10 protein-coding genes are annotated in these 13,317 nt (G+C 39.1%); all 10 read left to right on the forward strand.

The window, feature by feature from the left end:
- From HR060_RS15580 to HR060_RS15625, 10 genes are read left to right on the forward strand one after another with little or no spacing between them, the layout of a single operon-like run.
- Window positions 1-2,610 (forward strand): RIFT barrel domain-containing protein, encoded by a 2,610-nt coding sequence (locus HR060_RS15580; RefSeq protein ID WP_174201221.1) that lies wholly within the window; start codon window positions 1-3, stop codon window positions 2,608-2,610.
- Entirely contained in the window at window positions 2,610-3,587 is a 978-nt protein-coding gene (locus HR060_RS15585; RefSeq protein WP_174201222.1) for a glycosyltransferase family 2 protein, read from the forward strand. Before HR060_RS15580 ends, HR060_RS15585 begins: the two co-directional genes overlap by 1 nt.
- Window positions 3,584-4,717, forward strand: coding sequence for a glycosyltransferase (locus HR060_RS15590; RefSeq protein ID WP_174201223.1), 1,134 nt, complete (start codon window positions 3,584-3,586; stop codon window positions 4,715-4,717). Before HR060_RS15585 ends, HR060_RS15590 begins: the two co-directional genes overlap by 4 nt.
- The gene (locus HR060_RS15595; protein ID WP_174201224.1) at window positions 4,717-5,742 is read left to right on the forward strand and encodes a polysaccharide deacetylase family protein; all 1,026 of its coding nucleotides are present in this window, start codon (window positions 4,717-4,719) and stop codon (window positions 5,740-5,742) included. Before HR060_RS15590 ends, HR060_RS15595 begins: the two co-directional genes overlap by 1 nt.
- Complete coding sequence (locus HR060_RS15600) at window positions 5,739-6,788, forward strand: FemAB family XrtA/PEP-CTERM system-associated protein (RefSeq protein ID WP_343044256.1); 1,050 nt, start codon at window positions 5,739-5,741, stop codon at window positions 6,786-6,788. Before HR060_RS15595 ends, HR060_RS15600 begins: the two co-directional genes overlap by 4 nt.
- Before the next feature lie 25 nt (window positions 6,789-6,813).
- A complete protein-coding gene (gene asnB, locus HR060_RS15605) occupies window positions 6,814-8,748 on the forward strand; it encodes an asparagine synthase (glutamine-hydrolyzing) (RefSeq protein WP_174201225.1) in 1,935 nt (644 codons plus the stop codon).
- The gene (locus HR060_RS15610) at window positions 8,741-9,811 is read left to right on the forward strand and encodes an acyltransferase family protein (RefSeq protein WP_174201226.1); all 1,071 of its coding nucleotides are present in this window, start codon (window positions 8,741-8,743) and stop codon (window positions 9,809-9,811) included. The genes asnB and HR060_RS15610 overlap by 8 nt, the downstream gene beginning before the upstream one ends.
- 5 nt (window positions 9,812-9,816) lie before the next feature.
- Window positions 9,817-10,917: a glycosyltransferase gene (locus HR060_RS15615; RefSeq protein WP_343044257.1), complete on the forward strand. Its 1,101-nt coding sequence runs from the start codon at window positions 9,817-9,819 to the stop codon at window positions 10,915-10,917.
- Window positions 10,892-12,319 carry a hypothetical protein gene (locus HR060_RS15620; RefSeq protein WP_174201227.1) on the forward strand — a complete coding sequence of 476 codons (1,428 nt, stop codon included), beginning with the start codon at window positions 10,892-10,894 and terminating at the stop codon, window positions 12,317-12,319. Before HR060_RS15615 ends, HR060_RS15620 begins: the two co-directional genes overlap by 26 nt.
- A gap of 9 nt (window positions 12,320-12,328) precedes the next feature.
- Complete coding sequence (locus tag HR060_RS15625) at window positions 12,329-13,192, forward strand: glycosyltransferase family 2 protein (protein WP_174201228.1); 864 nt, start codon at window positions 12,329-12,331, stop codon at window positions 13,190-13,192.
- Window positions 13,193-13,317 lie beyond the last annotated feature (125 nt).

A 13,317-nucleotide genomic window follows, 5' to 3' on the forward strand; every position in this document is an offset into this window, starting at 1 on the left:
ATGATTGAGTTTGTTGTTTCGACTGCAAATGTCGCACTTAACAATGATTGGGTTCAAATAGGTATACCTTTTAAAAAAGGTACGATGAGCCAAGTTGCTGCAGCAGATTTGGTCGTTATCGATCCACAAGGAAAAAAAGCAAAGGCTCAATTGTCAGATTTAGCTTTTTGGCATGATGGTTCCGTTAAATGGGGGCAGGTGAGTTTTGTCACGAGTGTCCCTGCAAATAGCGAAGTGAATTTCACACTTTCAGAAGATAAGTCGTTTGAACCTACTTTTTCCCCACTTGTTATTAATACCTCTGAAGATAGAGTTGAGATTAAAACAGCTAATCGTAGTTTTTCTGTTAGTAAACACCTTGTTAGTCTAGCGACAGGTCAACACTACCTAGAACCTAGCTTTTGTGATGAAAAAGGGCATCGTTATAATGCGCTTGCCACTGATGTTCAAATTGACCAAGGTATTTTATCAACACGTGTGAATTTACTGGGGCACTTTGTCCATAATGAACAGGTGTTTAAAGGTTTAGCGTTTCAATTATCTCTGCAATTTTTTGCCCATTGTGAACAACTAAAATTCCAGTTTACCATCCATAATGAAAAAGCGGCTAAGCATCATGGCGGTCTATGGGACTTAGGTGATGAAGCGTCTATTCTTTTCGAATCACTGCAGTTTGAACTCAATACTCAAACGATTGTTCACAGTGACTTAACTAATTTACACCAGCCTGACCAGGTATTCGCTTTAGCCGCTGCAGATAAAAGTCGCGACCGCCATTGCTTAACTCAGTTTTCAAGTGGTGGAGAGAATTGGCAAAGCCCTGTTCATATTGATGCAAAGGGTAACCTACCGTTTGAGAAGAAGGGGTTTGAACTCTATCAATGTCAGTTATCTGCTAATTCTAATCAAGAGACGCTAATTTCCGGCGAGCGATTTGATCCGCTATTGGCTTGTCAGTTAGCAACTGAAAAATTTGCTTTTTACCCTGAAAAATTCTGGCAAAACTTCCCTAAAGCCATCCATATCTCAGATGATCAGCTGGTTTATGCTTTATTCCCTAATCAAGGTGATCATTTATATGAATTACAGGGCGGTGAAAAGAAAACACATAAGTTTTGGTTAGACTTCTCTAATGAGTCTAACTTGGATGTTAAAGCCCAAGGCTATCAAACTCGATTATCTACCGAATACATTGCATCAACCAAGAGCGTATTCGCATTTGCCGCTGTGCAAAAAGAAGAAATATCACCCATCATTGAGCAAGGCTTAACGGGTGAAGCTAACTTTTTTGCAAAACGCGAGCGTTTAGATGAATACGGTTGGCGTCACTTTGGTGATATTTTTGCCGATCATGAAACTTATGGTTATGAAGGGGATGATATTTTTGTATCTCACTACAATAACCAGTACGACCCGTTGTGGGGTTTTTTAAGGCAATATTTATCAACCGGGCAACAAAAGTGGTTAGATCTGGCTAATGAACTTGCTATTCATATCCAAGATATTGATATATACCACACTTTAGAAGATAGAGATGAATATAATGGAGGCCTTTTTTGGCATACGGACCACTATTTACCTGCTTTGACTTCAAGCCATAGAACGCATTCTAAAGATCATACCCCTGTTTATGACGGCTTCTCGATGGGCGGAGGTCCTGGCGGGCAACATTGCTACACCTCTGGCTTGGCTCACCACTATTTTATCACTGGAGATGAAAGGTCTAAATCTGCTGTGTTGCAGTTGGCGAAGTGGATACAGTATTTCTATGAGGGGTCCAATACCATTATTGGTCAGTTATTTGGTATTAAAAATAGCAATTTAATCGGGGTTAAAAACCAACTGACCGGTCAATATCCATTAGATAGAGGAACGGGTAACTATATTCAGGCTCAGTTAGATGCTTTTTCTGTGACCAACGACCGTCGCTACTTGGATAAAGCATTTCATATTATCGAACATACGATCCACCCACTTGATGATATTGAGCAAAGAAATTTAACGGATGTAGAGGGCACTTGGTTTTACACTGTACTTTTACAAGCAGCAGCCCGTTATTTATTTACCAAGCTTGAATTAGAAGAGCTTGATGATGCGTTTTACTATGTGAGAGACGCCTTGCTTGGCTACGTCGATTGGATGGTTGAGCACGAGTATCCGTATTTAGACAAACCTGATATTTTAGAATATCCCAACCATACGTGGGCAGCTCAGGACATCAGAAAAGCGAATTTGTTTTATCTCGCTTATTTCTTCTCTCCAGAACAAGAGTCCAATATCGCTCAGCGTTATAAGGCTAAGGCAGACTCTTTTTATAGTTACGTTGAGCAAACTCTTGCTGCTGAGCCTACCAGACAATACAGCAGGATATTAGCCATCTTGATGCAAAACTTTGGGGTGCAAAGTTTTGCTGTTGAAAATAAAAAAGAGCATGCGTTTTCTTCCAGAAGAACATATCAGCCTGTTAAAAGCCCAGGCAAGCTAAATAAAATACTTCGATGCTGTCGTTTGTTGGGTTGTCAAATTATTAAATTATCACCTTCTAGAGAATTAAGCTGGTTAGCTCGACGCTCTGAGAAGATCAACCAAATGCTAGGAGAGCGCTTTTAATGTCAGCAAAAAAAGTTTCCTTTATCATACCTCACAAAGGACGTTTGGAGATGTTAAGCCAAACGGTGCTGTCGATTTTAAACCTCGATTATCACTTAAGCGCAATTGAAGTCATCGTGGTCAGTCAAAATGAGCGTTTGGATGCGAGTGAAATAATCGATAAAAACACCAATGGTTTTGAACAAGTTCAAGTTTTCTTGAGAAAAGAAGGTGGAACGATATCTGCCTCGAGAAACTTTGGTGTAACAAGAGCATCGGGTGAATATTTAGCCTTTTTAGATGCCGACATCGACTTATCATCAAACTGGCTCAATATCATGTTTGAAAAATTGGCAGAAAAGCCAGACCGCAAATTAGTCAGTGCTTATCAAATTTGTCATCAGGATGCTCCAGAGCTAGAAAAATTAAGAACAGAGTTAAGCAATTTTGATGTTGATCAAGCGGTTTCATTCTTACCGGGCCGTAATCTATTTTTGACGCGAGACACCTTCGATAAAGTGAACGGTTTTCCTGAACACCTAATCACGTGTGAAGATTACTACTTCACCGATAAAGTAAATGAATTGGGTGAGCTGTTTTATACAACCGATGCAAGCTATGTGCATTTGGGAGAAGATAAAGAGTGGGGGCAGCTGTTCGATAAAGAGATTTGGCGTGGCCAATCTAATTTGAAATCGCTTAAGGGCCGCTCTATTCCAGTCAGAGAATACCCAAGTTTATTAGTGCCACTTTGGGTCTTTTTATTTGGTTTAGGGGCTATTATTGCTCTGTTTTTTGGCAATATTCCTGCTGTTGTCAGTAATTTAGTCGCCGTGCTATTACCCGTTTTTGCATACAGTTATCGTCTCTTTTCTAAAACAGAGGCTCGGTTGAGCTTCTATTTAATCTCCAAATTTTATTCTATTTACTTTGTTGCACGTGCAATTGGTACGGTAATGGGTGTGGTTAAAGCCTTTAATGTGAGGAATGGTGCGTGAGTAAGCCAATTCGTGTTTTACAGTTTATTTGTTCTACTGGTTTTTACGGTGCTGAAAGATGGATTTTAGCATTGGCAAAAAATTTACCTAAAGACGATTTTCCATGTGATTTAGCGGTGACGCTTGAGCATAACTCTCAAGATCTCGAATTAGTAAAACAATATAAAGCCCAGGAACTTGGCAAAACTTTTGAAGTACCCATGAAGCATAAGTTTGATTTTTCTGTGGTTGATAAGCTTGCTGATATTATCAAAAAACAAAAATATGACGTCATTCATACTCATGGCTATAAATCCGATATTTTGGGTGTGTTAGCGGCTAAAAAAGCGGGTATCCGCTGTGTGGTGACGCCACATGGTTTCGAAAATGCAAAAGATTTTAAACTGCGCATGTTTATTTGGTTAGGTAATCGAGTGATGAAGTATGCCGATGTGGTTGTACCTTTATCAAAAGCCTTATGTGAAGATGTGCGTGGTTTTGGTGTAAAAGAAAAGCGCCTAGTTTATGTGCAAAACGGTGTCGATTTATCGGAAGTTGAAGAGCAAAAAGTAAAGGAAAACCCACTAAAATCAGTCGGTGATGCAAAACGCATTGGTTTTGTTGGACAAATGATAAGCCGGAAAAATATCCATGATATTCTCGATATTTTTAACCAGTTAGCAGAAAAGCACCCCAATATCACGTTAAGCTTGCTCGGTGATGGAGAAAGTCGCGCTGAACTTGAGGTATATACTCAGGACCTGAAGCACAAAGAGCGCATTGAATTTTTAGGTTTTAGAGATGATAGATTAGAACTTTTGCAAAGTTTTGATTTATTTGTCATGACATCAACTCTAGAGGGTATTCCTCGTTGTTTAATGGAAGCTACGGCGATGGGCATCCCGGTTGCAGCTTACAATATTGCCGGTATCGATCAGCTTATTGAACATGAAAAAACGGGGTTATTAGCGCCTTTTGGTGAAAAGGAATTACTAGCCAGTTATTGGGAAGAATTACTTTTTGATACCGACAAGGCGAAGCGCTTATCGGATGCCGCTTGTGACTTTGTTAATGAGCATTATGCTGGTAAGCGAATGGCCAATGAATATACGGATGTATTTAAGAACGTTTTAGCAGGGGATTATGATTAATGGCTAATCAGCAAAGGCCGACAATTAAATTTATTTTATCGGTAGATACCGAGGAAGAATGGAACTGGTCTGGACCTTTTCCAGAAGAGCGCTTTGCTGTTGAAAACATTAAAAAAATCCCTGAATTCCAAGCTTTCTGTGAGTCGGTTGGTATAAAACCAAGCTATTTTGTTGATTATGCGGTAGCGAATGACCCTAGCAGTGTCGATATACTCAAGTCACCAATGCAGGCTGGACAGTGCGAAATTGCTGGTCACCTTCACCCTTGGGCTAATCCTCCCTATTTTGGTAAAACTTCTGAATTTGAATCTCATGTAGTTAATTTACCTTATGAGCAGGTGGAAGCGAAATTAAAGGTGTTGACTGAAAAATTAGAAACCGTATTTGGTGTTTCACCTCAAGCCTTTAGAACAGGGCGTTGGGGGATTAATGGTCAGATTTTAAAGCTACTCACTAAGTATGGTTATTGTATTGACTCGAGTGTATATCCATTTTACGAGAATCAATATTTCAATTGTTATGGTGCGCCAACCGACGCTTATTGGCCAAACTACGACGATGTTTTAGAGGTAGGAGAGCAAAGAGAAATCTCTCAAATTCCTGTTACGGTTGGCTTTTCCAATACCCATTTTGATTTAAGCCACAAGATACACCATTTATTGTCTAGACCTAGTTTAAGGTTCTTTAGACCAATAGGCCTAGCTTGGCATCTAGGCCTATTAAAAAAACTATACATGTCACCTGAATTATCTACAGCCAATGAAATGTGCTTGTTAGCAAAACAAGCCATTAAACGCGGTGACGATTACATACACATGTACATTCATAGTTCGAGCTTATTATCCAATGCGACAGGTTTTGTTGTTGGAGAAAACCCCCTTGATGACATCACTCAAGCTATTAGCCAAGTGGTGAGTTTCCTTAAACAACATGTCAATGTTCAGTTTTGTACTATTTCCCAATACAACGAGCAGTGGATTAATAAATCGAGCTTGAGTGCGCTTAAAACGGAGCAAGCGCAGTGATTGAAGTTAAATTATTAACACCTGATTTAGAAGCTGAGTGGGACGATTACGTTAAACAACACCCATTAGCATCGGCTTATCATTTAACTGCTTGGAAAAAGGCAGTTGAGTTTGGTTATGGTCACACCTGTTTCTACTGGTTAGCCCTTAGAGACAATAAAATTGTTGGCGTACTTCCTACTGCTTGGATGAAAAACTGGCTGAGCAAAGGTAGTTTATGTGCACTCCCTTTTTGTGATCTCGGGGGAGTAATTGCTGATGACGAAGATACAAAAGTATCCTTAGTTAATCAGGCACTGGTCTTTATCAACCAAAAAGGGATTAATCGATTTGATAACCGTGCAAGTTTATCAAAAGATATACCATTAGCTGGCGAATATGAAGTGGCGCCTAAAGTTAGAATGTTGATGCCATTTCCCGAAACATCCGCTGAGTTACTTGCCAGCTTTAAATCTAAATTACGAAGCCAAATTAACAAAGCTAAGAAGAATGGTTTGACGGCTGAAGTGGGCCGAGATCAAGCTTTCCTTGATGGGTTTTATCAAGTATTTACTCGCAATATGCGCGATCTTGGTTCACCTGTTCACAGCAAAAAATGGTTCGAGCAAATCCTTCACGCATATGGAGATAATGCCATTATTGCTAACGTTTATGCCGAAGGTAAAGTCGTTGGTGCAGGCATCGTCCTTTTTTGTGGTGATAAAGCTTGTATTCCTTGGGCTTCAACTAATGCTGATTATAACCGCTTAGCACCTAACATGTTGCTGTATTGGACCTTACTTGAGTTTAGTAATGACAGAGGGTGTAAGGAATTTGATTTTGGCCGTTCAACATTAGGTGAGGGCACTTACCGATTTAAGAGTCAGTGGGGAGCCAAACCGAGTTTACTCGATTGGAAGAGTTTTCAAGCTGATGGCCAAGTTATCGAAGAAAAACCCGGTCAAAAAGGCAAAGCGCGAGAGCTAGTTGAACAGACATGGCGCAAACTCCCTGTCGGTTTAAGTGAGTTTCTTGGCCCTAAAATTCGCAAGCATATTAGTTTGTGATTAATAATATTGGATAGAAAAAAGTATGTGTGGGATAGCTGGTTTTAGCCGCTTCAATAATCAAGCTGCTTCGGTTGAAATGCTAAACAAAATGGGCCAAGCAATTTATCATCGCGGCCCTGATGCTGGAAGTGAATATTTGGATGTAGACATTGCACTTTGTCATCGTCGTTTGAGTATTATCGATTTATCTGAAGCAGGCACTCAGCCGATGCATTCAAGTGATGAACGTTATGTGATTGCATTCAATGGTGAGATTTATAATTTCCAAGAGCACAGAGCTGCTTTAGTTAAAAGTGGTTATCAATTTAATACACATACTGACACTGAAGTTATCCTAGCTCTGTATTCTCTAGAGGGTGAAAAGTGCTTAGATAAGCTAAATGGCATGTTTGCTTTTGCCATCTGGGACAAACAAGATAAATCACTTTTTATTGCCCGTGATCGCATGGGTAAAAAACCACTTTATTACCACTTTGATGGTCAAAATCTCTTTTTCGCGTCTGAACTTAAATCATTACTTGCAGTAAATTTAATTCCACAGATAATTCGTACCGATGCGGTTTATGATTTTTTTGCTTATCAGTATATTCCTGATCCCAAAACTATTTTCGAAGATGTCTACAAATTAGAGCCAGGACATTTTTTAACACTTGATGCTAATGGCTTAAATAAGAAGCAATACTGGGATGTAACTTTTGCACATACCTTAGATAAGTCGGAAGAAACGTTTAAAAACGAATTAACAGAATTAACCAAGTCTTGCACACAAAACCGAATGATCTCTGATGTCCCCCTCGGTGCGTTTCTAAGCGGTGGAGTTGACTCAAGTGGTGTGGTGGCGATGATGTCTGACATAGCCAAGGAAAAAGGTGATAAAGCTGTTACTACGTGTTCAATTGGCTTTGATGAAAAGAAATATAATGAAACTGAGTTTGCTCAAATGGTTGCCGACAAGTATAAAACTGACCATCACGAGTTTACTGTTCATCAAAATGTCGAAGACAATTTGGAGAAAATTGTTAGTTATTTTGATGAACCTTTTGCCGATCCATCGCTTGTTCCTACTTACTTTGTATCGGAGCTAGCTCGCCAACAAGTAACTGTTGCCGTTGCGGGTGATGGTGGTGATGAAGTTTTTGCCGGTTATGAAAAATACTCAGTTGATCATCTAGAGAATAAGCTAAGAGATAAATTCCCAGCTTGGCTTCGCAAAGGTTTATTCCCTGTACTGGCTAAACTGGCAGGCTGTGTGCCGCTAACCCCGTTTAGACGTGCCAAGTCTTTACTAACGAGTTTGTCTGTAGACCCTGCGATGGGCTTTTACATCTCTAACTCATTTATGAAAGATGAAACCTGGCAGGGCCTTGTCAATGATAAAACCAAATCGCAATTAGCGGGCTACCATCCCTCTCAAATTACCATTAACACTTATAACAAAGCTGACGGCCCTGATCATATTGCAAAAATACTTTATACCGATATGAAAACCTATTTACCGGGCGGTATTTTAGTTAAGGTCGATAGAATGAGTATGGCTAATTCACTTGAGGTTAGAGCGCCAATACTGGATTTTAATTTGGTTGAATATGCTGCCAAAATCCCTTCTAAGTTTAAGTTTAATACTGAAAAGGGTGGGGAGAAGAAATACATCTTAAAAGAGATATTTAAACCACTTTTATCCGATGACATTCTTTATCGTAAAAAAATGGGCTTCTCAGTACCGCTTGCTAATTGGCTCAGAGAAGAGATCAAAGACATCGCCCAAGAAAGACTCTTTAATCGTGAGCATGGGTTAAAAGATTATTTTAAACCCGAGGCAATTAATAAACTTTGGTTAGAGCATCAATCTGGCAAGGCTGATCACTCATCACCAATTTGGAGCATGTTGATGTTCCAAATGTGGTTTGATAACTATGCAAATGAAAAATTAGCGGTAACTGAGGCTAACAATGACTAATCGTGTTGTTCAGTTAGATATACTCAGAGCCATTGCTATTCTTTCGGTATTTTTAGCGCATACAGTCTTGAGTTACGGTGCCCCGAGTGTAATTGCACCTTTGCAATTTGGAGGCACAGGTGTTGACTTGTTTTTTGTACTATCGGGCTGGTTGATAGGTAGCCAGCTATTTTCTGAATTGAATAAATTTGGCAATATCGAAATTCGTCGTTTTTGGGTTAGACGTTGGATGCGAACGCTACCGGCTTATTATGCGGTACTTATTTTCACCATAATCCAATTATCCTTAACCAAGGATAGTTTTGAGTTTCCTTTTCACTATTTCTTTTTTACTCAAAATTATGATCTGCCACTTACCTTTTTTCATGTCAGTTGGTCACTGTGTGTGGAAGAGCAGTTTTATTTGGTGATTGCCCCTGCCATCGTGTTACTTGCTAAGGTAAACAGGCATACGCGCACAGCTATTTTACTATTGATTCTGTTATTACCATCGGTTTTTAGATATCTAGGTTGGTACGACAGTAATGAGCAAACACATGTCAGGTGGGACTGCTGTATTATGGGGATTATTTTAGCTCACCTGAAACATTCCTATCAGAGTTTTTGGCAGTTTTTGATAAAGCACGCTTGGAAGTTTGCTTTACTGTCGCTGGTTATTTATTTTTATTTTTATTTAGCGCGCTGGAATCGAGAAATTTACCTCGCTGAGCCAAGCAAGCTAATCCTAGCTTTTGTTTTTGGTGCTTGGGTAATTTGGGCTAACAGCTTTAAGGAGGACTGGCACTTTAAAGGTGAGGCGATTGTTATGTACATATCGACACGCTCTTATGCCATTTATTTATTGCACCCGGATGCCTTGGCTGTATGTAAACGTTTAATCAAAGATGCACCATTTGTTGTTTATCTTGCCGTTGCATTTGCTATTTCTTGCTTGGTTGCCGAGTGCTTATATCGTTTGATTGAATTACCTGGTATGAAAGCTAGAAGCAAATTCAGTTTTTCTCAGAGCCGAAAAAAAACGGATTTTAATATGCAGCAAGAATCGAAAGTGGCTTCGAGTTAGTAATTATGAAAAAAATGAAAATAGTACATCTTACCTACGATATGCGCATTGGTGGTACTGAAATGGTCATCAAAGGCTTGGTTGAGGGCTCTGTCGATCGCTTTGATGTTGAAATTTTATGCCTTGAACCGCGGTTAGGTCCATTTGGCGAGCATCTCGTTGAACAAGGCATAAAAGTGACTAACCTCAATTGGCTAGGTGGTTTTAATGTCGATTTGATCAAAGGTATTCGACAATACATAAAAGAAAATGATGTAGATATTTTACATTGCCATCAATATACCCCTTGGGTGTATGGCACTTTGGCTTCATTATTTTGCAAAACAAAAGTTATTTTTACTGAGCACGGACGTTTTTATCCCGACTCTTCGAGTAATAAGCGAAAAATTGTTAACCCTATTCTGACTTTCTTTACTGAGCATATCAGTGCCATCTCTAGTGCAACTAAGCAAGCTTTGGTTGAATATGAGTTTTTACCAGAGAGAAAAATTGAGGTGATCTATAACGGCATAAAGCCACTTCAAGCCTCAAAAGAGGGAGCTGAAAAGTTGAGAGCTGAGTTGGGTATTGCTTCTGGTGCCAAAATTTTTGGCACAATTGCTAGGCTCGACCCAATTAAAAACCAGCGTATGATGATTAATGCATTTGCTGAATTACACAAAGAACAGTCCGATGTTGTTCTGGTTATTGTCGGTGATGGTGAAGAGCGTAAACCGTTAGAGTCACAAGTCTCTGATCTGGATATTACCGATGCGGTATTTTTCACAGGTTACAAAGATAAACCTGCTGAATATTTAGCCCTTATGGATATATTCTTGTTATCATCTCTGAGTGAAGGTACATCCATGACTTTATTGGAAGCTATGTCTTTAGGGAAACCTTGTGTAGTGACCGATGCCGGTGGTAATCCTGAAATAATCATTGATAAAAAGAATGGTTTAGTTACACCAAACGATAACCAAAGCGCTTTTGCTAAAGCGATGAAAGATATATTGAACCCAGATTTAATCAATACCTTTGCCAACAATGCAAAAATCAGGTTTCAAGAAAACTTTACACTACAAAACATGGTAAACAGTTATGTTGAACTTTATAAAAATAATTAAAAATGTAGTACAACCCAAGGTTTATAATTCAGTTTTATTGGTCGCTTTATCATCAATAGCTAACGTGAGTTATGCTTCATCGGAAAACTCAAGCTGTACCCAGAGTAATGAATTTCTAACATCAGATAACTTAGAAGCATTAAGAAAATACTATGCTGATGTTAATTACAATTGTGATTGGTGGAGCCCTGTTAGCAAGGCATTGAGTTTACCACTTGTTGATATAGATAATTTTGAATATGAAGGTGGATTTAGATTATCAGCAGCTAAGATGCTAGAGGGGGGCGATCAGTACTCTACCGTCGATTTTTCTTATGGTGCCATGACCTACAACCCGGATAACAATTCTATCTTTATGGCAGGACAGCCAACGCATGGTGGCATTGTTGAATTCCCGGTTCCAGAAATCGTTCAGTCTACAGATGTTAGTGACTTTAATGTCTCTGAAACACCGCTACAGCCATATTTTCGCTTTTATACACAAGGTGATGCCGCATCAATTGAATTGACTGGTATTAGTACCTATTTTCGTATCACAGGTATTAGCAAGGTTGGTCGTTCACTCATCGTTAGCTACATCAATTGGTATGATGCAAATGGGAGTGAAACGGATACATCAATCGTTATTAAAGATGCTGATGATTTGGCTAACAGTGAGATATTAGGCCCTTATCAAATTCAAGGTGCTGCACATGCCAGTGGCTGGATCACGCCTATCCCTGCTGAATGGAAAAGCATTCTTGGCGGTAGCTACATCGTCGGTAACCAAGCTTATGCTGCTATTTCGTCGAGACTTTCTGTTGGTCCATCTGCTTTTGCTTTTTATCCGCTAACCGATATGGTCACCAAGCAACCAGGACCAGTACCCACTACGCCTTTACTGGATTTTCCTCTCGGCAATATGCTTCATGATACAAAAATATACTCAATGCCAAGTGATCGAGAGAATATTTTAGCCAATACCGATAGAAAAAATATGTTATGGACAAACAAAAGTGGAGCTGCAATTGGTTTTATCTTACCTGGTTCAAGATCATATATAACGATTGGAAAATCGGGCGGACACTTTTCTGGTATCGGTTATAAGGTTCCACAAAAAAACAGTGGCACCGATACGCCTTGTGGGGGACCTTGTTCTTTTGATGCTAGAGATAACTACTCATATTACTGGTTGTGGGATGTCGCTGATTTAATGAAAGTTAAATACGGCATTATGCAACCTTATGATGTTAGACCTTATAGCTATGGTATTTTTGACGTACCAGTAGACTCGCAAATTCAGGTATCAAGTGGTGCTTATGACCCTGTTTCGAAAAGACTATTTCTCTCATTTAAAGGTGGCGATCAGGAAAGCTTGTACAATCGTCCACCTCTCATACTGACATATAAATCAAAACTATAGAAAATTTGCATGGATAAGCCATTAATTAGCGTTGTTATACCTGCGTATAATGCCGGACAATACATTGAAGAAACACTGCAAAGTGTTTTTAAACAAGATTATAGCAACCTAGAGATACTGGTCGTTAATGACGGTTCGACAGATAATACGTTAGAAATCTTAAACAAATACCAAGATAAAATTACGATTTTCGATATAGCTAACTCGGGGGTTTCTTATGCTCGAAACTTTGCAGTCGAACATGCTAAAGGTGATTGGCTAGCATTTATTGATGCTGATGATCTTTGGGATACGGATAAATTATCCAAGCAGTACGCGCAGTTGAACGGAAATTTATGGTCTCATTGTAATTCGTATTACATTGGTGAAGAGCAATCGGGTAAAGTGACTCGGGCTGAGCTTTCTGAACTAGCAGGTGGTTTTATTTTTGATAAGTTAATACTTGAAAATTTTATCACCACTTCAACAATCCTAATTGATAAACAAATCTTTATTGATGCAGGAGGCTTTGATGAGAAGCTAGCAGCGCTTGAAGATTGGAAACTTTGGCTCGATATTGCTATTAAACACCCGATTTCATACATCGAACAGCCCGTTGCTAAGTATCGTGTTTACCAAGGGTCTACCTCTCGTAAAGCAAGAAAAATGTTGCCTCTTCATTTAGCTGTCATTAATAGTGTTCTCGGCGACAGTGATTCTGAAATCAAACAAAAAGCATACATTAAATCTTATAATATCTGCTCTTATATTGCTGAAGATGCAAGTGATAACAAATTCGCTTTTTCTTGTGCATGGCAAGCATTCCAGCTTGAAAAATCGTCAATGAAATCAATAAAACGACTTTTACGTTGTCTTATTAACCTTGTCTTTTAATTCGAAAAGAGAATAGTTTTGAAATCCTCTGATTCTTCCAAAAAATACTTTATCTATGGCTTAAAGCGCCAATTAGTTGAATTTATAAAGTTTGATTTTAATTTTTTAAAGCTGCCTGTTTCTGT

Source organism: Marinifaba aquimaris, from assembly GCF_013328345.1.
Lineage (GTDB): Bacteria > Pseudomonadota > Gammaproteobacteria > Enterobacterales > Alteromonadaceae > Marinifaba > Marinifaba aquimaris.

Bases quoted from the DNA above. Each gene is read 5' to 3' on its own strand.
- HR060_RS15615 (WP_343044257.1), top strand. From the start codon at position 9,817: ATGAAAAAAATGAAAATAGTACATCTTACCTACGATATGCGCATTGGT.
- HR060_RS15620 (WP_174201227.1), top strand. From the start codon at position 10,892: ATGTTGAACTTTATAAAAATAATTAAAAATGTAGTACAACCCAAGGTT.
- HR060_RS15580 (WP_174201221.1), top strand. From the start codon at position 1: ATGATTGAGTTTGTTGTTTCGACTGCAAATGTCGCACTTAACAATGAT.
- HR060_RS15595 (WP_174201224.1), top strand. From the start codon at position 4,717: ATGGCTAATCAGCAAAGGCCGACAATTAAATTTATTTTATCGGTAGAT.
- HR060_RS15585 (WP_174201222.1), top strand. From the start codon at position 2,610: ATGTCAGCAAAAAAAGTTTCCTTTATCATACCTCACAAAGGACGTTTG.
- HR060_RS15610 (WP_174201226.1), top strand. From the start codon at position 8,741: ATGACTAATCGTGTTGTTCAGTTAGATATACTCAGAGCCATTGCTATT.
- HR060_RS15625 (WP_174201228.1), top strand. From the start codon at position 12,329: ATGGATAAGCCATTAATTAGCGTTGTTATACCTGCGTATAATGCCGGA.
- asnB (WP_174201225.1), top strand. From the start codon at position 6,814: ATGTGTGGGATAGCTGGTTTTAGCCGCTTCAATAATCAAGCTGCTTCG.